We start from the raw sequence: 23,044 nt of genomic DNA on the forward strand, positions 1-23,044 counted from the left end.
GTTGAGAGTAATATTTATTAATAAAGCTCATAGAGGGGCCGAAAAAGGCTATTTAAAATAGTACATATCTGCAAAATAATCTTGAAAATTTAAGGCGTATATGTGAGATCGGTAAATAATTTAGCAGAGTTTATTATTATAACATGTTTTTGTATGTTCCTTTTTGATGTCACCTTACTGGGTTCAGGCGCGTGGAGTATTAACGTAATTGGTGTATCAATACGAAAGATAGAGTATGCATTTATTCTATTATTTGTTTTATTTACGCTGAGAGGTGTTTATAATTTCATATATGTTATAGAAGCGCTTGTTTTTTCTCTGGTATTCGGCCTTGCGGTGCCAATGCTGAATGGAGTTAATCTTAATTATTCATTAGCAGAACTAATGCCCTTTTTAGGGGTATTATTTTGCCCTTTGATTGTAACTAATAAATATATATTAAATAACTGGCAGTTTTTGAAACGATGCATGTTATCCTTTTGTTTGTTAAGTGCAGTTGGGCATATACTAATTTGGTGTTTTGGGCTTCTGCATTTGCCTTATGCTGATATTACTAAAGCCATGTTAACTAATGCATTAACATCGGGCACTGAAGACGCAATAGATAATATTATCATTGCTGACACACCAGACGGATTATTTAGAGTTTTATTGCCTAATAGTTCTTTGCTCGTTGTTGGTTTTTATTTAGCTATTCAAAGATATTTAGAATTCAAAACGATCAAGCATCTTTTATACGTGGTGATAATCTTTGTGGCTTTATATAGTACTTGGACTAGAGCTTTATATTTGTCCCCAGTTATTGTTATGCTTGGCTTGTTTGCTTACAAATTATGTCCACTTGCTATAAAGCTCAAAAGTTATTTGACATATTATATACTTTCTTTAGCTATAGTGATGTTTATAATTATAACTGGGCTGATAATTCACCCTAAAGTACTTTCAGTTCTAGGTATAGCAAGTGTTAGCAGTGATGATGTGCGATTTGAACAGGTAACATGGATACTTAACACCTTTATTGAAAATCCATTATTCGGTACTGGATTAGGCGGTAATGCCCAATACTTGCGATCAGATATAGCACCATGGACTTACGAAATGAGTTTAATGTCCTTAATTATGAAAATTGGGATAATAGGCTGCATGCTATTTTTCATAATACAGCTGACAATAATTCCAGGTTTTTTTAAGAATTTCTTTGATGGGCATAGGCTTTCGTCAAATAAGGTGCTTTGGTTGCTATTTTCATTTTCAATATTAGTTATGTTCTCAACTAATCCGTTTATGTTGTCATTCCCGGGGGTGACTATAACAGTTTTTATTCTCGGTGAATTACTTGTGATTAATAAAAGGAAAGTGGTGTTTTGAAAATGATAAAAATAGCCGTAATCATTATTTGCTATTATCCGGATAATCAAAAGTTAAGTAATCTCATTAATGCATGTTCACATGAAAATGGCATGATATATATTGCTAATAACGGCGGTATTAATGAGGAGGAAGTAAGTGCTTTCTCATCGAATAACGTTAAAGTAATATCGTTTAATCAAAACCTAGGGTTGGGTAAAGCAATTAACACTATTGCTTCTTCCCTTGATGACTCAGTAGAGGTTATTTTTACCTTTGATCAAGATAGCGCACCTCCGTTAAATTATATTGATGACGTATGGCATCATTATCTTGAGCTTATGGAGCTCAAGGTCAAATTAGGTGTATTAACTCCAAGATTCATCGATGCCAGATCGGGAGAGGAATATAATCTTAAGCCTCTGAGTTCTGGGGGGGGGTATACTGAATTACTTATTACATTACAGTCAGGCATGTGTATACCTAGAAATACATGGGAGCAACAAAGATTTAACTCGGAATTATTCATAGAGTTTGTTGATACAGAGTGGTGTTATCGAATTGCAAGTAAAGGATTTAAAATATTACAGATGAATGATGTTATTATGCATCATGAAGTATCTGAAAAAGCACCTGTCAATTTTTTAGGCTTTAAATTGCTTAAATATAAACCTATAAGAAGATATTATTTCTATAGAAATGCTGTTTTTTTAATAAAGCAAGAATATGTTCCTACTTATAACAAAGCAAGATTAATCACCGGAGCAATTAATAGATTGCTATCTATTTTTCTATTGGATGACAACAAAGGTAAGTCTTTGCGAGAGGCGAGTCGCGGTATAATTGACGGCTTTAAAATGAGCAAAAGAAAATAAAATGGAAAAAATATTAATTATTTGTACTAAATATCCTCTTGAACTTAATAATACTTGGTTGACAAGAGAGTTAGCCGAGGAATTAGCATCAAGGAAGAAAGAGGTTCATGTGTTATGTATGGATTGGAATGGTAAGAATAAACCTTTGACAGTAAAGATAAATAATATTAATGTTTCTTATTTTCCTGCGTTGAAATACTCAAAGTCAGGATTCTTTAATTTTATTGTAAAATGGATGTTCTCATCCGTAATTGCTTCGATTAAATATTGTAAAATAATAACTAGAAATTACGATTTAGTAATATGTTTTTCTCCTTGCGCTTCTACATGGTTTCCAATCTTATTAGGGAAAGTGTTCAGTAAAAAAAACCTACTAATATACTGGGATTTCTTTCCAATTCATCAGGTTAAAATTAACTTGATAAAAGGAAAGTTCAAGGAGAAAATACTTTATACATTTGAGCGCTCTTTAGTACGTTTATTTGATTATGTTGGTTGCATGTCTGAAATGAATTGTGAGTTTTACAAAAACTATTTTGGAAGCAAAGCCAGTAATGTTGTTTTTGAATTGCCTATCTGGAGCGAGCAGATAGATAAAAATGTAGTACTAAATAATAAAAAAAATGTTAGTAATCTAATTGATGACAATTCAATCTATTTTGTTTTTGGTGGTCAAATTGATTATGGGCGTGGTGTTGAATGCATCTTAGAAGCTGCTGCTATTGCCCATGGAAAAAACAGTAAAATAAAAACAATAATTATTGGTAAAGGTAGGTTAGTGGGATTGGTCAAAAAAACATCAGAAGACGCCGGCTCAGGTATAATTTACTCGGATTATATACCAAGAGATGAATACATGAATCTACTGTCTTTTTGTCGAGCCGGGATTGTTGCTACTGTCCCAAATGTACCAGTACCGACTTACCCCTCAAAAAGCCTCGATTACATGAAATTGAGTTTACCTGTAATTGCATCTGTAGAGGAAAGTACAGACTTTGGTGATATAATTGTAGACGCTCAGGCTGGTCTAAAATGTACAGCCGGTGATGCAGAATCATTATCCAACGCAATAATTAAACTTGCTGAGGATGCAGGTACAGCTATTGAAATGGGTAAAAAAGCTAATGCTTTGTTTGCTAAGAAACATGAAATAAAAAAAGTTGTTGATGAGTTCATGTTGTTTATTAAAGAGGACTAAAATGTTTAAAGATAAAATTCTATTGATTACTGGTGGTACAGGTTCATTTGGTAATGCTGTACTTAATCGTTTTCTTGAAACTAATATTAAAGAAATTCGTATTTTTTCACGCGATGAGAAAAAACAAGATGACATGCGTAAAAAATATAATAACCCTAAGCTGAAGTTTTATATTGGAGATGTCCGCGATTATACAAGCATTTTAAATGCAACTCGTGGTGTTGACTATATCTATCATGCAGCAGCGCTTAAGCAAGTTCCATCCTGTGAGTTTCATCCTATGGAAGCGGTGAAAACCAACGTTCTTGGGACAGAAAATGTACTTGAAGCTGCTATTTCCAATAAAGTAAAACGTGTGGTATGTTTAAGCACAGATAAAGCTGTTTATCCAATCAACGCCATGGGCATTTCTAAGGCAATGATGGAAAAAGTTATGGTTGCTAAATCCCGCAATGTTGACAGTAGTAAGACTGTTATTTGCGGAACTCGCTATGGTAACGTCATGGCTTCCCGTGGGTCAGTAATACCTTTATTTGTAGATTTAATAAAAGAAGGCAAGTCCTTAACGATTACCGATCCTAATATGACTCGTTTTATGATGACCCTAGAAGATGCTGTTGATTTAGTATTGTATGCATTTGAGCATGGTAACAATGGTGATATTTTCGTTCAGAAAGCACCCGCTGCAACTATTGAGACTCTGGCCATTGCGCTCAAAGAATTGTTGAATGTCGAAAATCATCCAATCAATGTGATTGGGACGAGACATGGCGAAAAATTATTTGAGGCTTTATTAAGTCGTGAGGAAATGATTGCTGCAATAGATATGGGTGATTATTATCGTGTGCCACCAGATTTGCGCGATTTGAATTACGGTAAATATGTTGAACAGGGTGATCGCCGTATATCTGAAGTAGAAGATTACAATTCGCACAACACCCAACGTCTTGATGTTGAAGGTATGAAAACATTGCTTCTTAAACTTCCTTTTATCCGTGCGCTTTGTGCTGGTGAACAATACGATTTGGATGCCTGATATGAAAATTTTGATTACTGGAGCCGATGGCTTTATCGGGCGTAACTTATGTTTGCGTCTTCAGGAGATGGGGGAGCATGAGCTTACCCGAATTGATCGACATTCATCTTCGGAAGAGCTCGATAATGCCATACAGAAAGCGGACTTTATATACCATCTTGCTGGCATCAATCGCCCTAAGACAGAACATGAATTTGCTGAAGGCAACAGTAATCTAACAAAATACATTGCTGATGCTCTATTAGCTAGCGGTAAAAAAACGCCTGTAATGCTCAGCTCTTCTATACAAGCTGAACAGGATAACGCTTACGGTCAAAGCAAAGCAGCCGCTGAAAAACATATCGAGCATTATGCGGAACAGAGCGGGGCATCAGTTTATATTTACCGATACCCTAATGTTTTTGGCAAGTGGTGCAAACCAAATTACAATTCATTTGTTGCAACCTTTTGCCATAACATTGCACATGGTTTGGATATTGTTATCAATAATCCGACAGCTGCTGTTAATCTCATTTATATTGATGATATTTGTGACGAAGCGATAACATTACTTGCAGGGGACGTTCAGACTGGATATAAATCTGTTGATCCTGTTTATTCTACAACCGTTGGTGAAGTTGCAGAGTTAATTAATCGTTTCAAAAACAGCCGTTCTACTTTAATTACAGAGAATGTCGGTACGGGCTTCGTTAGGGCTTTATACTCCACTTGGTTAAGTTATCTCCCGAAAGAGGAATTCGCCTATACGGTTCCGTCTTATGGTGATGCCCGCGGTGTTTTTTGCGAAATGCTGAAAACACCGGATGCAGGTCAGTTTTCCTTTTTTACCGCTCATCCTGGCATAACACGTGGCGGGCATTATCATCATACCAAAAATGAGAAATTCTTGGTTATCCGTGGCGTCGCCTGCTTCAAATTCGAACATGTAATAACGGGTCAGCGTTATGAGCTCAATGTTTCCTCGGATGAGTTTAAAATTGTAGAAACAGTGCCAGGTTGGACGCATGATATTACTAATACCGGTAATGACGAACTTATTGTCATGCTTTGGGCTAACGAAATTTTTGACCGTGAAAAACCTGACACTATAGCGAGACCTTTATAATGAAAAAATTAAAAGTGATGTCCGTGGTGGGTACCCGCCCTGAGATTATTCGTTTATCGCGTGTTCTTGCTGCGCTGGATAAGCACTGTGAGCATATACTTGTCCATACGGGACAAAACTACGATTACGAACTAAATGAAGTCTTTTTTAATGATCTGGGCGTACGCAAACCTGACTATTTTTTAAATGCTGCAGGTAAAAATGCTGCGGAAACCATTGGTCAGGTGATTATTAAAGTGGACGAAGTTTTAGAGATTGAAAAACCTGAGTCTATGCTCGTTTTAGGTGATACCAACTCTTGCATTTCAGCAATTCCCGCGAAAAGACGTAAGATTCCTATTTTCCATATGGAAGCAGGTAACCGCTGTTTCGATCAACGTGTTCCAGAAGAGACTAATCGGCGTATAGTTGACCATACAGCTGATATCAACATGACATACAGCGATATTGCGCGCGAATACCTTCTTGCAGAAGGCATACCTGCTGACCGTATTATTAAAACTGGTAGCCCGATGTTTGAGGTTCTATCTTATTACATGCCTCAAATTGATGCTTCAGATGTGTTGTCGCGTTTAAATTTACAGCCAGGTGAGTTTTTTGTTGTGAGTGCTCATAGAGAGGAAAATGTCGACTCTCCTAAACAGTTGGTTAAACTCGCGACTATTCTCAACACCATCGCTGAAAAATATGACATACCTGTAATTGTTTCAACGCATCCACGTACTCGCAACCGTATTAATGAACAGGGCATTGAATTCCACCCTAACATTAACTTATTGAAACCTCTTGGTTTTCATGACTATAACCATTTACAGAAAAACTCCCGAGCTGTTTTATCGGACAGTGGTACAATCACTGAAGAATCTTCAATCATGAACTTCCCGGCATTAAATATACGTGAAGCCCATGAACGGCCGGAAGGTTTCGAGGAAGCCTCAGTAATGATGGTTGGACTGGAATGTGCACGAGTGATTCAGGCCTTAGATATTTTAGCTACCCAGCCGCGTGGTGAAGAGCGTTTATTACGCCAGGTGAGCGATTACAGTATGCCTAATGTCTCTGATAAAGTAGTTAGAATCGTACATTCTTATACAGATTACGTTAAGAGAGTCGTCTGGAAAGAATATTAATGAAACTTGCTCTGATCATTGATGATTATTTGCCTGATAGCACTCGGGTTGGTGCTAAAATGTTTCATGAGTTGGCAAAGGAATTTATAGCTCGTGGACATGAAGTAACCGTTATTACACCTTCTGCTGATTTGCCACAAAAACTGAATGTCGACAATTTTGAGAAGGTTAAAGTATGGCGTTTTAAAAGTGGCGCACTAAAGGATGTAAGTAAATTTCAGCGTGCCGTTAATGAAACCATGTTATCCTGGAAGGCATGGGGTGCTGTAAAGCACCTCATCAAGGAAGATACTTTTGAAGGCGTTGTTTATTATTCCCCTTCTATTTTCTGGGGGGGGTTAGTAAATAAAATAAAAAGTCGCTGTCAATGCCCCGCTTATCTGGTTTTGAGAGATATGTTTCCTCAATGGGTAATTGATGCAGGTATGATAAAATCTGGTTCTGCGATTGAAAGATATTTTCGCATCTTTGAGAAAAAATCATATATTCAAGCCAATCGTATCGGATTTATGTCAGAAAAAAACATTGAGTCGTTCCAGATAACGCATAAAGGCTATCCTTGTGAAGTTTTGCGTAATTGGGCTTCACTGGCACCTGTTTCCTTGCCATCAGACTACGTGCCGCTACGCCAGCGTCTTAGTTTAGAAAACAAAGTTATCTTTTTCTATGGTGGTAACATAGGCCATGCTCAGGACATGGCCAACCTTATGCGTCTGGCGCGCCGTATGAATCAACATGCGGATGCTCACTTCCTTTTTGTTGGGCAGGGCGATGAGGTTACATTAATTAATGCATTGGCGACTGAGTGGGGTTTGACAAATTTCAGTTATTTGCCTTCGGTTAACCAAACTGAATTTAAATGCATTTTATCTGAAATCGATGTGGGTTTATTCTCACTTTCTGCCAAACATTCTTCCCATAACTTCCCTGGTAAAATATTGGGGTATATGGTGCAGTCAATTCCTATATTAGGTAGCGTTAATGTCGGGAATGACCTTCTGGGAATAATCAACAATAACAATGCCGGTGTGATTCATATCAATGGTGAGGATGATAACCTTTATCAATCTGCCCTGTTGATGATGGAAGATATCGAATTTAGAAAGCAGTTAGGTATGAGTGCAAATCAACTATTAGAAAAAGAATTTTCAGTTGAGTCTGCGGCACAAACAATTGAAATGAGACTGGAGGCGAGTCGATGCGTTTGATTGATACTGAACAGCTGGACAGTTTGTATAAAGAAGCTGAACAATCTGAACGATTGCGTTCTCACCTTTTATTGCATGATTCTCATCAGGATAAAGTTCAGCGCTTGTTAATAGCGATGAAAAAGGGCAGTTACGTCGATCCTCATTTCCATATTCTTAAACATCAATGGGAAATGTTCACTATTATCGAGGGGCAATTACAGGTTTGCTTATATAGTGATGAAGGCAAGGTAATTAAGCGCTTTACCGCTGGGCAAAATACAGGCATTACGGTGGTGGAATTTGCCCCTGGTGATATTCATAGTGTTGAATGTTTAACTGAACAAGCATTGCTCCTAGAAGTTAAAGAGGGCCCGTTCGATCCGGCTTATGCAAAGTCATCACCCCAATGGTAAGTTGAATCGCATCTTACGCTATCAACGTTAGCACTTCCTGAGTTAACATCTAAGCCACATTTCAAGCCGCGTGCATGACGCGGTGACCACACCTGACAGGAGTATGTAATGTCCAAACAACAGATCGGCGTCGTCGGTATGGCAGTGATGGGGCGCAACCTGGCGCTGAACATCGAAAGCCGTGGTTATACCGTCTCCGTTTTCAACCGCTCCCGTGATAAAACCGAAGAAGTGATTGCCGAGAACCCAGGGAAAAAACTGGTTCCTTTCTATACGGTTCAGGAGTTCGTTGAATCTCTGGAAACGCCTCGTCGTATCCTGTTAATGGTGAAAGCAGGCGCTGGCACAGATGCGGCCATCGACTCCTTGAAACCTTATCTGGAAAAAGGCGATATCATTATCGATGGCGGTAACACCTTCTTCCATGACACCATTCGTCGTAACCGTGAACTTTCTGCAGAAGGCTTCAACTTCATCGGTACCGGTGTATCCGGCGGTGAAGAGGGCGCACTGAAAGGCCCATCCATCATGCCTGGCGGCCAAAAAGATGCTTATGAGCTTGTTGCGCCTATCCTGACAAAAATCGCTGCCGTGGCTGAAGACGGTGAGCCATGCGTGACCTATATCGGTCCTGACGGCGCGGGTCACTATGTGAAGATGGTTCACAACGGTATTGAATACGGTGACATGCAGCTGATCGCAGAAGCCTATTCTCTCCTGAAAGGCGGCCTGAACCTCTCCAACGATGAACTTGCGCAAACCTTCACCGACTGGAACAACGGCGAGCTGAGCAGCTACCTGATCGACATCACCAAAGATATCTTCACCAAGAAAGATGAAGAGGGTAAATACCTGGTCGATGTGATTCTGGATGAAGCGGCGAACAAAGGTACCGGTAAATGGACCAGCCAGAGTTCACTGGATCTGGGCGAGCCACTGTCACTGATCACCGAATCGGTCTTTGCACGTTACATCTCTTCTCTGAAAGAGCAGCGTGTTGCAGCATCTAAAGTGCTGACCGGTCCACAGGCGAAGCTGGCAGGTGATAAAGCAGAATTTATCGAGAAAGTCCGTCGCGCACTGTACCTGGGTAAAATCGTCTCCTACGCGCAGGGCTTCTCTCAGCTGCGTGCCGCGTCTGATGAGAACAACTGGGATCTGAACTACGGTGAAATCGCGAAGATTTTCCGTGCCGGTTGCATCATCCGTGCTCAGTTCCTGCAGAAAATTACCGATGCGTACGCCGAAAATGCGAACATCGCTAACCTGCTGCTGGCTCCATACTTCAAGCAGATTGCTGATGATTACCAGCAGGCGCTGCGTGACGTTGTGGCTTACGCAGTGCAGAACGGCATTCCGGTGCCAACCTTCTCTGCTGCAGTCGCTTATTACGACAGCTACCGTGCTGCCGTTCTGCCTGCTAACCTGATTCAGGCGCAGCGCGACTACTTCGGCGCGCACACTTATAAGCGTACCGATAAAGAAGGTGTGTTCCACACCGAGTGGCTGGATTAATCTGATTTAACTCAGTCATGTAGCGAGACCCGGTGAACGTCACCGGGTTTTTTTACCTGTAATATCCCCGTGTTGCCTCAACTGATTCATCCGACAGGTTATAGTGCAGCATAAATCACTATAATTGTTCCTTTCTGCAGCCAGCCATTCGCCTTGACAGCAACTCAGCATACGCGGTAAAAACCCCAAAAGTTGCTTATTGCGGTGGGGCGGTTGTCGCTCCCGACACTTAACTTAAAGAAGTTAATTCAATGAAAATAACAATCTCCGGAACAGGTTATGTAGGTCTCTCTAACGGGATCCTGATTGCACAACACCATGAAGTAGTGGCCCTGGATATCGTGCAGGCCAAGGTTGATATGCTTAACCAGAAGATCTCGCCGATTGTGGATAAAGAGATCCAGGACTATCTGACCAATAAGCCGTTGAATTTCCGTGCCACGACAGACAAAGTTGACGCCTACAGCGGTGCGGATTATGTGATCATTGCGACGCCAACTGACTACGATCCGAAAACCAACTATTTCAACACTTCAAGTGTAGAAGCGGTGATTAAGGACGTGACGGCAATTAACCCGAACGCCGTGATGATCATTAAATCGACCATTCCTGTCGGCTTTACCCAATCCATCAAAGAAGAGCTGGGTATCGATAATGTCATTTTCTCACCGGAGTTTCTGCGTGAGGGCAGGGCATTGTACGATAACCTGCACCCGTCACGTATCGTCATTGGTGAGCGCTCGGAGCGCGCGGAACGTTTTGCTGCCCTGCTGCAGGAAGGCGCCATTAAAAAAGACATCAATGTCCTGTTTACCGATGCGACTGAAGCTGAAGCCATCAAACTCTTTGCCAATACCTATCTGGCAATGCGTGTCGCCTACTTTAACGAGCTGGACAGCTACGCAGAGAGCCTGGGGTTGAATACCCGTCAGATCATCGAAGGCGTCTGCCTTGACCCGCGTATCGGCAACCACTATAACAACCCTTCCTTTGGATACGGTGGTTACTGTTTGCCGAAAGATACCAAGCAGCTGCTGGCCAACTACCAGGCCGTACCGAACAACATAATTTCTGCGATTGTGGATGCTAACCGCACGCGTAAGGATTTTATCTCCGATTCCATCCTGGCGCGTCAGCCGAAAGTAGTGGGCGTATACCGTCTGATCATGAAGAGCGGTTCGGATAACTTCCGTGCCTCCTCAATTCAGGGGATTATGAAGCGTATTAAGGCGAAGGGCGTTCAGGTCATCATTTATGAACCGGTAATGAAAGAAGATGAATTTTTCCATTCACGTGTGGTTCGCGATCTGGATGCCTTCAAGAAAGAAGCGGACGTGATCATCTCCAACCGGATGGCGGAAGAGCTGTCTGACGTGGCGGATAAGGTCTATACCCGCGATCTTTTTGGCAGTGACTGATTGCTCTGTAGCATGAAAAAGCCCGGCGACGCCGGGCTTTATTTTTTTTAATGACCCGTCCTGAATAGCGTTGACACGTTCCTGACTTAAATCCGGAGAACGTGATGATGACTGACTTCAAACGTACCCAACGTGATTATCCTCTATCCTTTAAAATAGCCGTTGTCGGGCAGGTCGAAAAAGGCGAGATGACCTATAAACAGGCCCAGCAGCGATACGGCATTCAGGGGCGCTCCACCGTTCTTGTCTGGCTGCGTAAATATGGCAGGCTTGACTGGAGCCCCGGACTTCCTGAGCTGGTGAAGAGGAGACTGCCTGTGGCTCAGACAAATATCCCACTCACACCCGAGCAAAGGATCAGAGAGCTTGAAAAACAGCTTGAACTGGCGAACCAGAAAGCCGAGTTTTTCGAATCTGTTATCAACGTTCTGAAAAACGATTACGGGGTGAGTGTCGTAAAAAATCGGCCCGGCAAGTCCTCACGCAAAGTCAAACAACAAAAATAACGGTAACGCGTGCATGCCAGTTCCCGGGACACAGCAGACAGGCATGGTATCAGGACAATGCAAGGTGCAGAAAACGACAGGAACATAATGCTCAGGTTCTTGATTTTGTTGCCCGAGTCCGGTGCCGCCAGCCACGAATGGGGACATGTAAACTGCACTATCTGCTGAACAGTCAGGCGGATGAAATACTGAATATCGGGCGTGACCGCCTGTTCAGTCTGCTGGATGAACACCGGCTTCTGGTGCCTGTGAAACGCGCATATCACAAAACCACCAACAGCCACCATCGCTTTCACCGGCATCCTAATCTGCTGAAGCCCGGCCCCGGACAGGTGGCCGCCCTTGAGCCGGAGCAGGTCTGGGTCGCCGATATTACTTACCTTGCGCTGCGCAGTGGCACCGCTTATCTGAGTCTGGTCACGGATGCCTGTTCCAGGAAAATCATGGGCTACCATGTGGGGGAAAATCTGCAGACGGAGAATGTGGTAAAAGCGTTCAGGCAGGCACTGAAACAAAGAAAAGCGACAAGCCCCCGGATACATCATTCTGACAGAGGGCTACAATACTGTTCAGCGCTTTACCAGTCAGTACATGAGAACAACGGTATAACCTGTTCAATGACTGACGGGTATGACTGCTACCAGAATGCGCTGGCAGAGCGAATAAACGGGATCCTGAAAAATGAGTTTTTACTCTCGCGCCCGGTTGATCTTGAGCAAGCCAGGAAGATGGTAAAAGAATCTGTGGCGATCTATAACCATGAGCGGCCACATCTGGCCCTGAAATATAAAACGCCCGATGAGGTTCATCAGGCGTTTTACAGGCAGAAAACTGTCAACCTATATCAGGACTAGTCACTTTGTAAAATTCGCGATACCAGTCCACGAAGTTCTTCACACCCTCTTTAACCGAGGTCTGAGGCTTAAACCCGATAACCTCATACAGCGCCGTAGTATCCGCGCTGGTTTCCAGCACATCACCCGGCTGAATTGGCATCATGTTTTTCTCGGCTTCAATGCCTAACGCCTCTTCCAGTGCGGTTATGTAATCCATCAGCTCAACAGGCGAGCTATTACCAATGTTATAGACTCGATAAGGGGCGGAGCTGGTCGCAGGGGAACCCGTCTCAACCGTCCAGTTGCTGTCCGCGTGCGGAATAACATCCTGCAGGCGAACAATCGCTTCGGCAATATCATCGATATAGGTAAAGTCGCGCTTCATCTTACCAAAGTTATAAACGTCAATGCTTTTTCCTTCCACCATGGCTTTGGTGAATTTAAACAGCGCCATGTCGGGACGGCCCCAGGGGCCATATACGGTAAAGAAGCGCAGGCCGGTCGTTGGCAGTCCATACAGATGCGAGTAGGTGTGCGACATCAGTTCGTTAGCTTTTTTAGTCGCGGCATACAGCGATACCGGATGATCAACGGAATCGTCGGTAGAGAAAGGCATCTTACGGTTTAGTCCGTAAACGGAGCTTGAAGATGCGTAAAGCAAGTGTTGCACCTTATTATGACGACAGCCTTCCAGCACGTTCAGATGACCTACCAGATTGGCTTCGGCATAGGCATGTGGGTTGTCCAGGGAATAACGTACACCCGCCTGAGCGGCGAGATGGATCACGCGATCAAATTTTTCCGCAGCGAAGAGAGCAGCCATACCTTCTCGATCTGCCAGATCAAGCTTATGGAAAGTAAAGTTCGCGGATGTTAGCAGATCAAGACGCGCCTGCTTCAGGTTCACATCGTAATAGTCATTGAGGTTGTCAATACCTACAACCTGATGCCCGGCGTCCAGCAGCCGCTTGCTGACATGTGCGCCGATAAAGCCTGCTGCGCCAGTGACCAGAAATTTCATAACTGTCCTCATCTGTTACTTATCATGCCCGGTGCGTTAAATACCGGATTTAAGGTATGATAACGCGATGCGCAGGGTTCCCAAACATCATATTTTCGATATGGCTAATCGGATTCCTATAGAAAATCCGTCAACAATCGATAAACTATATCTGAAACTTTATTATTTGCGCTTTTTCGCCTTCGAAGGATTATATGACGCAGAACAACAATAACGTGGTCACGCGAAGCAGTGACCCTGAGCAGATTGATTTGATTGATCTTTTGGTGCAGCTGTGGCGTGGGAAATGGTTAATCGCTGCGTTTATCGCCATTGCTCTTGTGATTGCCGGCGCGTACCTGGCCTTTGCCAAAGAGAAGTGGACATCTACCGCGATCATTACTCAACCTGATGCCGCCCAAATTGGCGGTTTCAGCAATGCGATGAATATCCTTTATGGTAGTAACGCGCCGAAATTAACGGATATCCAGGAGAGCGTGATCACTCGCTATAACGCCTCTTTCTCTGCATTGTCCCAGACGCTGGAAAACAAGGTTGACGCGGAAAAGCTGACAATCGAGCCTACAGTAAAAGGACAAAACTTCCCTCTGAGTATCAAATATGTAAGTTCTTCGGCCGAAGCGGCACAAAAGCAGGTGGCGCAATATATTCAGCAGGTAGATGAGCTGATTCAAAAAGAGCTTCAGGTTGACCTTAACGATAACATCAAGCAGCAGGTCACAAGTTTGAACGATGTGCTGAGTAACCAGGAAACCATCGCTCAGGAGCAAAAAGATCTGCGGATCAAACAGATCACGGAAGCATTGAAATATGCTGAGGCAGCAAACGTTACAACCCCAAAAATTCAGCAGACACAAGATGTTACGCAAGAATCAATGTTTCTGTTAGGTACCGAAGCGTTGCAATCCATGATTGCTCATGAATCTTCACGTCCGCTGACGCTGTCCGACAGCTACTATCAAAACAAACAGAAACTGCTCGATATTCAGAAACTGAAAATCGATCCGACCACCATCCATGCGTATCGTTACGTAATGAAGCCAGATCTGCCGATTCGCCGTGACAGCCCGAAACGTTCAATCGTACTGATCCTCGCGGTACTGTTGGGTGGGATTATTGGCTCTGGCGTCGTCTTAGGTCGTAACGCTCTGCGCAACTACCAGACCAGAGCCTGATACAGGCCTGCAAGCTGAAAAAAAACCGGGTTTCCCCGGTTTTTTATTTGTGTCGCTGACGCAGATTCTCAATTACGGCGGTCAAATCTAACTCCTGATCCTGCAGCAGCACCAGCAGGTGATACATCAGGTCAGAGGCTTCATTCGTCAGCTCAGCCCGGTCGTTAACGGTCGCGGCCAGGGCTGTCTCTACGCCTTCTTCGCCCACTTTCTGCGCAATGCGCTTGGTGCCGCTGGCATAGAGCTTCGCAGTGTAGGAGCTTTGCGGGTCGGCAGTTTTGCGCTCGGCCAGAAGTTGTTCCAGCTGATACAGGAACAGCCACTGGTGGCTGGCATCGCCAAAGCAGCTGCTGGTGCCCAGATGGCAGGTCGGCCCGATTGGGTTCACCAGTACCAGCAAGGTATCGTTATCGCAGTCCGGGGTGATGCTGACCACGTTCAGAAAATGGCCGGAGGTTTCGCCCTTGGTCCACAGACGCTGTTTAGTGCGCGAGAAAAAGGTCACTTTACCGCTGTCGATGGTCTTCGCCAGCGCGTCCTGATTCATATAACCCAGCATCAGCACTTCACCGGATACTGCGTGCTGCACGACCACCGGCATTAAGCCGTCAGTTTTTTCCCAGTCCAGCTGCGCACGTTGTTGCTCTGTTAACATACCCTGATCTCCACGCCCTGATTTGCCAGGAACGTTTTTAACTCACCAATATTAATAATCTGCTTGTGGAACACCGAGGCCGCTAGCGCGCCGTCAACGTCGGCATCGCGGAAGGCTTCAAGGAAGTGCTCCATCGTACCCGCGCCGCCAGAGGCGATCAGCGGCACATGGCATACCTCGCGCACTTTTTTCAGCTGCGCCAGGTCATAGCCGTTACGTACGCCATCCTGGTTCATCATGTTCAGCACGATCTCACCCGCGCCGCGCTTCTGCACTTCCTGCACCCAGTCCAGCGTCTCCCACTGGGTGACGCGGGTACGGCTCTCATCGCCGGTATACTGATTGACGTGATATTTGCCGGTGGCGTCGTCAAACCAGGTATCAATCCCGACCACGATACACTGTACGCCAAAACGATCGGCCAGACGGGTGATGAGCTCAGGATCGGCCAGGGCAGGGGAGTTAATGGAAATTTTGTCGGCGCCGAAGGAGAGGATCTTTGACGCGTCGTCTGCCGATTTAATCCCACCCGCTACGCAGAAAGGAATATCAATCACTTCCGCAACGCGCGCGACCCAGCTTTTATCCACCACACGGCCATCGCTGGAGGCGGTGATATCGTAGAAGACCAGCTCATCCGCACCTTCCTCCGCATAGCGTTTTGCCAGGGGAACAATATCGCCGATAATCTCGTGGTTGCGAAACTGCACACCTTTTACGACCTGACCATCACGCACGTCGAGACAAGGAATTATCCGTTTTGCCAGCATTGAATCGCCTCCTTAACCGTAAATTTTTCTTCCAGCAGGGCGCGCCCAACGATGACCCCACGTACACCAGTCCCGCGCAGGGCGGCAATATCGTTCAAATCACCAATGCCGCCGGATGACTGAAACGCCACCTGAGGATAACGGGCACAGATCTCTTCATACAGCGACACGTTAGAACCGGCCAGCGTGCCGTCGCGGGAGATATCAGTGCACAAAACATGCTTCAGACCCACCGGCAGATAGCGCTCCACCAGCGCTTCCAGGGTCACGCCGGAGTTCTCCTGCCAGCCGCTGACCGCGACCTGTTTGTTACCCTGTTCGTCGATACGCACGTCCAGCGCAAGCACCAGCGCGTCGGCGCCAAAGCGCTTGAACCAGCCCTGTACCGTCTCAGGATCTTTTACCGCCGTAGAGCCCACCACCACGCGCGCCACGCCGGCTTCCAGCAGCGCCGCTACGTCCTCTTCGGTGCGCACGCCGCCGCCAACCTGGACCGGAACGTTCATGCCCGCGACCAGTTTTTTCAGCAGTGGGATCTGGCGTTTGGCCGGATCTTTCGCGCCGGTCAGGTCAACCAGGTGCAGCACCTCGGCTCCCTGCGCGGCATAGTCCTGCAGACGCGGCAGCGGATCGTTGCCGTAGTCGCGTTGCTGACCGTAATCGCCCTGGTGCAGACGAACAACCGTGCCGTCAATTAAATCTAAAGCGGGAATAATCATTACATCTCCAGGAAGTTTTTCAGCAACTGCGCGCCAGCGGCCCCGGAACGCTCCGGGTGAAACTGCACGCCGTAGAAATTGTCTTTCTGCACGGCGGCGGTGAAGGGCTCGCCGTAATGGCACTGGGCGATGGTATTCGCGTTTACCGGCATCGCGTAGCTGTGAACAAAATAGAAATACGCTCCGTCCTCAATACCGCGGAACAGTCGATCGCCCGCTTTGGGATAGACCCGGTTCCAGCCCATGTGTGGCAGTGGCAGGCCGTGGTCGGTCATTTTCGGCACGTCCTCGTCGATGATGCCCAGCAGATCCACGCCGTTGGACTCTTCACTACGACGCCCCAGCAGCTGCATGCCCAGACAGATACCCAGCACCGGCTGGGTACAGGCTTTAATCAGATCAACCAGCTCACGCTGGTGGATCTGATCCATCGCCGCCTGCGCCGTACCGACGCCCGGTAAAAAGAGTTTGCTTGCGTGCAGCACCACATCCGGATCGCGGCTGACCAGCGGGTCGTAACCGTGGCGGGCAATCGCGGATTTCACCGAATTGAGGTTGGCGCAGCCGGTATCGAGGATCACCACGTTCATTACAGCACTCCTTTCGACGACGGCAGGGTATCGCCTTCCACGCGAATGGCCTGGCGCAGGGTGCGGCCGAAGGCCTTAAACAGGCTCTCCACTCGGTGGTGATCGTTCTTACCTTTGGTTTTCAGGTGCAGCGTCAGGCCCATGGTGTAGGAGAGGGAGCGGAAAAAGTGCTCAACCATCTCGGTGCTCAGGTCGCCCACGCGCTGATAGGTAAAGTCGGCTTTATATTCCAGGTGCGGACGGCCGGAGATATCCAGCGCACAGCGAGCCAGGCACTCATCCATCGGCAGTACAAAGCCAAAACGGCTGATGCCGCGCTTGTCACCCAGCGCCAGCTTCAGCGCTTCGCCCAGCGCCAGGCCGGTATCTTCCACGGTGTGGTGATCGTCAATGTAGAGATCGCCCTTAACGCCGATCTCCATGCGGAAGCCCCCGTGGGTGGCGATCTGATCCAGCATATGATCGAAGAAGCCCACGCCGGTGTGGATCTTGCTGCCGCCTTCGCGATCCAGCCACACCTTGACGTCAATCTGCGTCTCTTTGGTATTGCGCTCGACGTGGGAGTAGCGGTCCCGTTTGGTCAGCTGATCGCCAATCATCGCCCAGTTCAGACCCTCACGCTGATAGCGCAGGCCGGTGATGCCCATGTTGGTCGCCAGCTCGATATCCGTAGCGCGATCGCCGATGACATAGCTGTTGGCTTTATCCAGCGCCGTGTCTGCCAGGTACTGCTCAACCAGCTTCACTTTCGGCTTACGGCAGTCGCAGTTGTCGGCAGGCAGATGCGGACAAATCAACACCTCATCAAACACCACGCCCTGAGAGGTGAGGATCTGCATCATCAGGTCGTGCGGGCCGTCAAAATCAGCCTGCGGGAAGCTGTCGGTGCCGAGGCCGTCCTGATTAGTGATCATCACCAGCTTAAAACCGGCTTTCTGCAGTTTCAGCAGCACCGGAATAACGTCGGCTTCAAAGGCCAGCTTGTCGAAACGATCGACCTGATAATCACTGGGTGGTTCCGAAATGATAGTGCCGTCACGATCGATAAAGAGGTACTTCTGGCTCATACTTTCTCCGCATTCAGGGCGTCGATAACGCGCTGGCTCTCTTCCCGGGTGCCCACGGTAATGCGTAAGCAGCCACTCAAAGAGGGTTGTTTGTTCTGGTCTCGTAAGATAATGCCCTGATCCCATAAAGATTTAAACACTGCACTCGAGGCGGTAAAACGCGCCAGAATATAGTTGGTTTCCGAGTCGAAAACCTGCTCCACGCAGGGGATAGTTTTTAACTGGCTGACTAGATACGTACGCTCGTCGACGATCTGCGCCACACGACGCCGCATGGCGGTGATGCCGTCTGGCGACAGCGCCTGGGCGGCGATATCCGCTACCGGCGTCGAGAGCGGATAAGGCGCAATCACCTTCATCAGCAGATCGATCACCTCTTTATTCGCCAGCGTAAAACCGCAGCGCAGCCCGGCCAGGGCGAAGGCTTTTGACAGGGTACGCAGGATCACCAGGTGCGGATATTCCGCCAGCCAGCCGGCGAGCGTCGCCTGCGGGCAAAACTCGATATAGGCTTCATCGGCCACCACCAGCGCTTTACCGTGGGTCATCTCCAGCAGCGTGCGGATATCCTGCGGGTTAATCAGCTGGCCGGTGGGGTTGTTCGGGCTGCAGACAAACACCACCTTCACGCCGTCGAGATTGTCGGCAATGCCCTGCAAATCGAGCTGCCAGTTTTCCAGAGCAGGCACTTTACGCAGCTCAACGTTAAAGGTTTCGGCGCTGACGCTGTACATCCCATAGGTCGGCGGGCAGTAGAGCACCGCGTCTTTACCCGGCTCGCAGAAGGCGCGGATCAGCAGTTCGATGCCTTCATCCGCTCCGCGGCTGACCAGCACCTGCTCCGGCTGTACACCGGCATAGGCGGCATAGTTTTCAATTACCGCTTTCGGCTGACACTCCGGGTAGCGGTTCAGCGTCTGCTGGGTCAGCTCGAAGCTGACGGCAGTGGGGAATTCATTGGCATTCAGCCAGACATCGCCATTACCACCCAGACGGCGGGCAGACTGATATGGGGTCAGGGCGCGAACGTTGTCGCGGGCTAACTCTTCAATACTCATGCTTGCTCCTTCAGGGCGGCAACGCGCAGCGTCACGGCATTTTTGTGGGCGGTCAGACGTTCGGCGGCGGCCAGCGTTTCGATGGTAGAGGCCAGTGAGGCAAAGCCCTCGCGGGAAAGTTCCTGCACGGTCATGCGCTTCTGGAAATCCGCCAGTCCCAGACTGGAACAGGTGGCGGTATAGCCGTAGGTCGGCAGCACGTGGTTGGTTCCGGAGGCGTAATCGCCTGCGGATTCCGGGGACCAGTCACCAAGGAACACCGAACCGGCGCTGGTGATGCTGTCCACCAGCTCACGGGCGTTGCGGGTCTGGATGATCAGGTGCTCAGGGCCGTAGAGGTTGGAGATAGCGATGCATTGGGCCAGATCCCGGGCCACGATCAGGCGGCTGGCGGAGAGCGCCTGGCGGGCGGTTTCTGCACGCGGCAGATCGGCCAGCTGACGTTCAACCGCTTCGCCCACGCGTTTTGCCATACCGGCATCCGGCGTCAGCAGGATCACCTGCGAGTCCGGGCCGTGCTCTGCCTGGGAGAGCAAATCGGAGGCCACGAAATCCGGCGTCGCGCCGCTGTCGGCGATAACCAGCACTTCCGACGGGCCGGCCGGCATATCGATGGCCGCGCCGTCCAGCCGCTGGCTGACCTGACGCTTGGCTTCGGTCACAAAGGCGTTGCCCGGCCCGAAGATTTTATCCACCCGCGGCACAGATTCGGTGCCCAGCGCCAGCGCCGCGATAGCCTGCGCCCCGCCGACGTTGAAAATCTCCTGCACGCCGCACAGCTGCGCGGCATACAGAATTTCATCGGCAATCGGCGGCGGAGAGCAGAGCACCACTTTGCGACAGCCGGCGATACGGGCAGGGGTCGCCAGCATCAATACGGTTGAGAAGAGGGGGGCGGAGCCACCCGGAATATACAAGCCCACCGAGTCGACCGGACGGGTCACCTGCTGGCAGCGCACGCCGGGGAGGGTTTCCACATCGACGGTTTGCAGCTTCTGCGCGGTGTGGAAGGTATCAATGTTCTGCACCGCGACGGCCATCGCCTGCTTTAACTCATCGCTCAGACGCGCGGCGGCTTCGGCAATCGTCTGCTCGCTCACCTTCAGCGCGCCGACATCGGTTTTGTCGAATTTCGCGCTGTACTCCCGCAGGGCATCGTCGCCACGGGTTTTCACATTTTCCAGAATTTCCGCCACGGTGCGGGTAATGCTTTCCGACGCAGAGATGGCCGGGCGCATCAGCAATTCACGCTGCTGTTCTGCGCTACAGGTGTTCCAGTCGATAACGGTGTTAAAGGTCATGGTTGTTACTCCATCATCTTCTCAATCGGCAACACCAGGATTGAGCTGGCGCCCAGCGCTTTCAGTTTTTCCATAGTTTCCCAGAACAGGGTTTCGCTGCTGACCATATGCATCGCCACGCGCTGCTGATCCCCTGCCAGCGGCAGAATGGTTGGACGTTCAGCGCCCGGCAACAGGGCAATGACTTCATCCAGACGCTCGGTCGGGGCGTGCATCATGATGTATTTCGATTCGCGGGCCTGGATCACCCCCTGAATACGGGTCAGCAGGCGGTCAATCAGCTGCTGTTTGGCTTCCGGCATCTCGCCGTCGCGCTGGATCAGGCAGGCTTTGGAGCGGTAGATCACTTCCACTTCGCGCAGGCCGTTGGCTTCCAGGGTGGCGCCAGTGGAGACCAGGTCACAAATCGCGTCAGCCAGGCCGGCACGCGGGGCCACTTCGACAGAGCCGTTCAGCAGGCAGGATTTGAACTGCACCCCTTTCTGATCGAGGTAACGCTTCAGCAGGTGAGGGTAGGAAGTCGCGATACGCTTGCCGTTCAGGGAAGCCGGACCGTCCCAGGGTTCGTCTGCCGCGGTCGCCAGCGACAGGCGGCAGCCGCCAAAGTCCAGGCGACGCAGGGTAAAGTAGCGCGGGTCTTCTCCCTGCGCGCGGCGGGTCAGGAGCTCTTCTTCCAGCACGTTTTCGCCAATGATGCCCAGATCCACTACGCCGTCCATGACCAGGCCCGGAATGTCGTCGTCACGCACGCGCAGAATATCAATTGGCATGTTCTCTGCCAGCGCAATCAGGCGCTGAGTGTGCAGGTTAATTTTAATGCCGCAGCGGGCCAGCAGTTCGCGGGAATCGTCGCTAAGACGACCTGATTTCTGCATAGCTATGCGTAAACGTGAATTATCTAACATTTTCGGTTCCTCATGATCCTGTTGTAACTTGCCTGAATACGGTCCAAAAAAAAGCCCCCGGAAGATGATCTTCCGGGGGGCTTTTTCTTGCGTTCATGCACCGCTGGAAGATCTAACTGTCTTCCAGCACACATCGCCTGAAAGACTAGTCAGGATGATGGTGATGATGGTGGTGTTTAAATTGAACGCGTGTCATAAAATTCTCGATGAATGCTTATTCATGTGATGTCGTTTAACCTAAACCACTTGCGCTACATAAAGCAAGGGCTTTTTTCAATCATTAAATGATTTCATATTGGTGCTATCAATTGTCAGTTGCGTATGGCTGGCGTAGCCTTAAAGCAGAGGCGTAAACGTCAGGAGAAAACGCATGAAAAAGGTCGCAATTGTCGGTCTGGGATGGCTTGGAATGCCGCTGGCCATGTCGCTACTGGCGCGGGGCTGGGAGGTCACCGGCAGTAAAACCACAGCGGATGGGGTCGAAGCGGCGCGAATGTGCGGCATCGAAAGCGTTGAATTGCGCCTGGAGCCAGAGCTGGTGTGCAACACCGACGATCTGGATACGCTGATGAGTGATGTGGATGCGCTGGTGATCACGCTGCCGGCGCGTCGCACCGGGCCGGGGGAGTCTTATTATCTGCAGGCAGTCCAGGAAATTGTCGACAGCGCCCTGGCGTACCATATTCCCCGCATTATTTTCACCAGTTCCACGTCGGTATATGGCGATGTGGAAGGCGCGGTGAAAGAGAATATGCCGCGCCAGCCGGTAACGGCCAGCGGGCGGGTATTAAAAGAGCTGGAAGACTGGCTGCATAATTTACCCGGCACCCAGGTGGATATATTACGCCTGGCGGGGCTGGTGGGGCCCGGTCGTCATCCCGGTCGTTTTTTTGCCGGAAAATCAGCGCCTGATGGACAACATGGCGTCAATCTGGTGCATCTTGAAGACGTGATCGGCGCAATTACCCTGCTATTACAGGCCCCGAAGGGCGGGCACATCTATAATATATGTGCGCCCTCTCATCCAACACGCAGTACATTTTATCCGGTGATGTCGCGTCAGCTCGGCCTGGCACCGCCGCACTTCCACGATGCCCCCGGAGAGGGGAAGGGCAAATTGATTGATGGGAACCGCATCTGTCATGAACTGGGATTTGAGTATCTCTTTCCCGATCCGCTGGTTATGCCTATGGAGTAACGCCGCTGGCGGAGCG

The 23,044-nt window shown here is 48.3% G+C and carries 23 protein-coding genes and 1 other annotated feature; of the genes, 13 read left to right on the forward strand and 10 right to left on the reverse strand.

The features are described from left to right. Window positions 1-102 precede the first annotated feature (102 nt). The 11 genes from LRS40_RS14945 to LRS40_RS14995 all read left to right on the forward strand — a co-directional run bounded on the left by LRS40_RS14945 (window position 103) and on the right by LRS40_RS14995 (window position 12,587). Window positions 103-1,368: a hypothetical protein gene (locus LRS40_RS14945; RefSeq protein ID WP_231311930.1), complete on the forward strand. Its 1,266-nt coding sequence runs from the start codon at window positions 103-105 to the stop codon at window positions 1,366-1,368. Then, window positions 1,365-2,222: a glycosyltransferase family 2 protein gene (locus tag LRS40_RS14950; protein WP_231311931.1), complete on the forward strand. Its 858-nt coding sequence runs from the start codon at window positions 1,365-1,367 to the stop codon at window positions 2,220-2,222. The genes LRS40_RS14945 and LRS40_RS14950 overlap by 4 nt, the downstream gene beginning before the upstream one ends. 1 nt (window position 2,223) lies before the next feature. Beyond that, window positions 2,224-3,420: a glycosyltransferase family 4 protein gene (locus LRS40_RS14955; RefSeq protein ID WP_231311932.1), complete on the forward strand. Its 1,197-nt coding sequence runs from the start codon at window positions 2,224-2,226 to the stop codon at window positions 3,418-3,420. Between the two features lies 1 nt (window position 3,421). After that, window positions 3,422-4,456: a UDP-N-acetylglucosamine 4,6-dehydratase/5-epimerase gene (fnlA, locus tag LRS40_RS14960; RefSeq protein WP_231311933.1), complete on the forward strand. Its 1,035-nt coding sequence runs from the start codon at window positions 3,422-3,424 to the stop codon at window positions 4,454-4,456. Between the two features lies 1 nt (window position 4,457). After that, window positions 4,458-5,561 (forward strand): capsular polysaccharide biosynthesis protein CapF, encoded by a 1,104-nt coding sequence (locus LRS40_RS14965; protein WP_231311934.1) that lies wholly within the window; start codon window positions 4,458-4,460, stop codon window positions 5,559-5,561. Beyond that, entirely contained in the window at window positions 5,561-6,691 is a 1,131-nt protein-coding gene (gene wecB / locus LRS40_RS14970; RefSeq protein ID WP_231311935.1) for a non-hydrolyzing UDP-N-acetylglucosamine 2-epimerase, read from the forward strand. The genes LRS40_RS14965 and wecB overlap by 1 nt, the downstream gene beginning before the upstream one ends. Next, window positions 6,691-7,899: a glycosyltransferase family 4 protein gene (locus LRS40_RS14975; RefSeq protein WP_231311936.1), complete on the forward strand. Its 1,209-nt coding sequence runs from the start codon at window positions 6,691-6,693 to the stop codon at window positions 7,897-7,899. The genes wecB and LRS40_RS14975 overlap by 1 nt, the downstream gene beginning before the upstream one ends. After that, the gene (locus tag LRS40_RS14980) at window positions 7,890-8,294 is read left to right on the forward strand and encodes a WbuC family cupin fold metalloprotein (RefSeq protein WP_231311937.1); all 405 of its coding nucleotides are present in this window, start codon (window positions 7,890-7,892) and stop codon (window positions 8,292-8,294) included. The genes LRS40_RS14975 and LRS40_RS14980 overlap by 10 nt, the downstream gene beginning before the upstream one ends. A gap of 108 nt (window positions 8,295-8,402) precedes the next feature. Beyond that, complete coding sequence (gene gndA / locus LRS40_RS14985; protein WP_225758465.1) at window positions 8,403-9,809, forward strand: NADP-dependent phosphogluconate dehydrogenase; 1,407 nt, start codon at window positions 8,403-8,405, stop codon at window positions 9,807-9,809. A gap of 251 nt (window positions 9,810-10,060) precedes the next feature. Then, a complete protein-coding gene (ugd, locus tag LRS40_RS14990; protein WP_142486359.1) occupies window positions 10,061-11,227 on the forward strand; it encodes a UDP-glucose 6-dehydrogenase in 1,167 nt (388 codons plus the stop codon). A gap of 104 nt (window positions 11,228-11,331) precedes the next feature. Continuing rightward, window positions 11,332-12,587 (forward strand): IS3 family transposase gene (locus tag LRS40_RS14995; RefSeq protein WP_231311938.1). Its coding sequence is split into 2 segments (ribosomal slippage): window positions 11,332-11,683 and window positions 11,683-12,587, totalling 1,257 coding nucleotides; the frame shifts between segments, so codons are not numbered across the junction. Here LRS40_RS14995 and LRS40_RS15000 read toward each other — a convergent pair. Beyond that, on the reverse strand, window positions 12,568-13,590 hold the full coding sequence (locus tag LRS40_RS15000) for an NAD-dependent epimerase (protein ID WP_231311939.1): 1,023 nt from the start codon (window positions 13,588-13,590) through the stop codon (window positions 12,568-12,570). The two genes, LRS40_RS14995 and LRS40_RS15000, sit on opposite strands and share 20 nt — an antisense overlap. 194 nt (window positions 13,591-13,784) lie before the next feature. Here LRS40_RS15000 and wzzB point away from each other — a divergent pair, with 194 nt between their 5' ends. Next, a complete protein-coding gene (gene wzzB / locus LRS40_RS15005; RefSeq protein WP_231311940.1) occupies window positions 13,785-14,765 on the forward strand; it encodes an LPS O-antigen chain length determinant protein WzzB in 981 nt (326 codons plus the stop codon). Window positions 14,766-14,808: 43 nt separating this feature from the next. On the opposite strand, the gene hisIE is transcribed toward wzzB, so the two are convergent. From hisIE to hisL, 9 genes are all read right to left on the reverse strand, one after another. Beyond that, window positions 14,809-15,420: a bifunctional phosphoribosyl-AMP cyclohydrolase/phosphoribosyl-ATP diphosphatase HisIE gene (gene hisIE, locus LRS40_RS15010; RefSeq protein WP_231311941.1), complete on the reverse strand. Its 612-nt coding sequence runs from the start codon at window positions 15,418-15,420 to the stop codon at window positions 14,809-14,811. Beyond that, window positions 15,414-16,190 carry an imidazole glycerol phosphate synthase subunit HisF gene (gene hisF, locus LRS40_RS15015; RefSeq protein WP_231311942.1) on the reverse strand — a complete coding sequence of 259 codons (777 nt, stop codon included), beginning with the start codon at window positions 16,188-16,190 and terminating at the stop codon, window positions 15,414-15,416. The genes hisIE and hisF overlap by 7 nt, the downstream gene beginning before the upstream one ends. After that, on the reverse strand, window positions 16,172-16,909 hold the full coding sequence (hisA, locus tag LRS40_RS15020) for a 1-(5-phosphoribosyl)-5-[(5-phosphoribosylamino)methylideneamino]imidazole-4-carboxamide isomerase (RefSeq protein WP_231311943.1): 738 nt from the start codon (window positions 16,907-16,909) through the stop codon (window positions 16,172-16,174). The genes hisF and hisA overlap by 19 nt, the downstream gene beginning before the upstream one ends. After that, window positions 16,909-17,499 (reverse strand): imidazole glycerol phosphate synthase subunit HisH, encoded by a 591-nt coding sequence (gene hisH / locus LRS40_RS15025; RefSeq protein ID WP_142486353.1) that lies wholly within the window; start codon window positions 17,497-17,499, stop codon window positions 16,909-16,911. Before hisH ends, hisA begins: the two co-directional genes overlap by 1 nt. Continuing rightward, the gene (hisB, locus tag LRS40_RS15030; RefSeq protein ID WP_231311944.1) at window positions 17,499-18,566 is read right to left on the reverse strand and encodes a bifunctional histidinol-phosphatase/imidazoleglycerol-phosphate dehydratase HisB; all 1,068 of its coding nucleotides are present in this window, start codon (window positions 18,564-18,566) and stop codon (window positions 17,499-17,501) included. The genes hisH and hisB overlap by 1 nt, the downstream gene beginning before the upstream one ends. Next, window positions 18,563-19,624 (reverse strand): histidinol-phosphate transaminase, encoded by a 1,062-nt coding sequence (gene hisC, locus LRS40_RS15035; RefSeq protein WP_231311945.1) that lies wholly within the window; start codon window positions 19,622-19,624, stop codon window positions 18,563-18,565. The genes hisB and hisC overlap by 4 nt, the downstream gene beginning before the upstream one ends. Beyond that, complete coding sequence (gene hisD, locus LRS40_RS15040; RefSeq protein WP_231311946.1) at window positions 19,621-20,925, reverse strand: histidinol dehydrogenase; 1,305 nt, start codon at window positions 20,923-20,925, stop codon at window positions 19,621-19,623. Before hisD ends, hisC begins: the two co-directional genes overlap by 4 nt. 5 nt (window positions 20,926-20,930) lie before the next feature. Beyond that, complete coding sequence (gene hisG, locus LRS40_RS15045) at window positions 20,931-21,830, reverse strand: ATP phosphoribosyltransferase (RefSeq protein WP_103180189.1); 900 nt, start codon at window positions 21,828-21,830, stop codon at window positions 20,931-20,933. A 45-nt stretch (window positions 21,831-21,875) separates the two neighbouring features. Next, window positions 21,876-22,000 (reverse strand) — a sequence feature (His leader region). After that, window positions 21,976-22,026, reverse strand: coding sequence for a his operon leader peptide (gene hisL / locus LRS40_RS15050; protein WP_001364200.1), 51 nt, complete (start codon window positions 22,024-22,026; stop codon window positions 21,976-21,978). (Overlaps the previous feature by 25 nt.) Before the next feature lie 174 nt (window positions 22,027-22,200). Here hisL and LRS40_RS15055 point away from each other — a divergent pair, with 174 nt between their 5' ends. Further along, complete coding sequence (locus tag LRS40_RS15055) at window positions 22,201-23,028, forward strand: SDR family oxidoreductase (protein ID WP_142486349.1); 828 nt, start codon at window positions 22,201-22,203, stop codon at window positions 23,026-23,028. Window positions 23,029-23,044 lie beyond the last annotated feature (16 nt).

Origin of the sequence: Leclercia sp. G3L, assembly GCF_021117075.1 — a bacterium.
In the GTDB taxonomy this organism is placed as follows: Bacteria; Pseudomonadota; Gammaproteobacteria; order Enterobacterales; family Enterobacteriaceae; genus Enterobacter; species Enterobacter adecarboxylatus_C.

Coding starts and splice junctions, on each gene's coding strand:
- LRS40_RS14955 (WP_231311932.1), top strand. CDS start 2,224: ATGGAAAAAATATTAATTATTTGTACTAAATATCCTCTTGAACTTAAT.
- fnlA (WP_231311933.1), top strand. CDS start 3,422: ATGTTTAAAGATAAAATTCTATTGATTACTGGTGGTACAGGTTCATTT.
- LRS40_RS14965 (WP_231311934.1), top strand. CDS start 4,458: ATGAAAATTTTGATTACTGGAGCCGATGGCTTTATCGGGCGTAACTTA.
- wecB (WP_231311935.1), top strand. CDS start 5,561: ATGAAAAAATTAAAAGTGATGTCCGTGGTGGGTACCCGCCCTGAGATT.
- LRS40_RS14975 (WP_231311936.1), top strand. CDS start 6,691: ATGAAACTTGCTCTGATCATTGATGATTATTTGCCTGATAGCACTCGG.
- LRS40_RS14980 (WP_231311937.1), top strand. CDS start 7,890: ATGCGTTTGATTGATACTGAACAGCTGGACAGTTTGTATAAAGAAGCT.
- gndA (WP_225758465.1), top strand. CDS start 8,403: ATGTCCAAACAACAGATCGGCGTCGTCGGTATGGCAGTGATGGGGCGC.
- ugd (WP_142486359.1), top strand. CDS start 10,061: ATGAAAATAACAATCTCCGGAACAGGTTATGTAGGTCTCTCTAACGGG.
- LRS40_RS15000 (WP_231311939.1), bottom strand. CDS start 13,590: ATGAAATTTCTGGTCACTGGCGCAGCAGGCTTTATCGGCGCACATGTC.
- wzzB (WP_231311940.1), top strand. CDS start 13,785: ATGACGCAGAACAACAATAACGTGGTCACGCGAAGCAGTGACCCTGAG.
- hisIE (WP_231311941.1), bottom strand. CDS start 15,420: ATGTTAACAGAGCAACAACGTGCGCAGCTGGACTGGGAAAAAACTGAC.
- hisF (WP_231311942.1), bottom strand. CDS start 16,190: ATGCTGGCAAAACGGATAATTCCTTGTCTCGACGTGCGTGATGGTCAG.
- hisA (WP_231311943.1), bottom strand. CDS start 16,909: ATGATTATTCCCGCTTTAGATTTAATTGACGGCACGGTTGTTCGTCTG.
- hisH (WP_142486353.1), bottom strand. CDS start 17,499: ATGAACGTGGTGATCCTCGATACCGGCTGCGCCAACCTCAATTCGGTG.
- hisB (WP_231311944.1), bottom strand. CDS start 18,566: ATGAGCCAGAAGTACCTCTTTATCGATCGTGACGGCACTATCATTTCG.
- hisC (WP_231311945.1), bottom strand. CDS start 19,624: ATGAGTATTGAAGAGTTAGCCCGCGACAACGTTCGCGCCCTGACCCCA.
- hisD (WP_231311946.1), bottom strand. CDS start 20,925: ATGACCTTTAACACCGTTATCGACTGGAACACCTGTAGCGCAGAACAG.
- hisG (WP_103180189.1), bottom strand. CDS start 21,830: ATGTTAGATAATTCACGTTTACGCATAGCTATGCAGAAATCAGGTCGT.
- LRS40_RS15055 (WP_142486349.1), top strand. CDS start 22,201: ATGAAAAAGGTCGCAATTGTCGGTCTGGGATGGCTTGGAATGCCGCTG.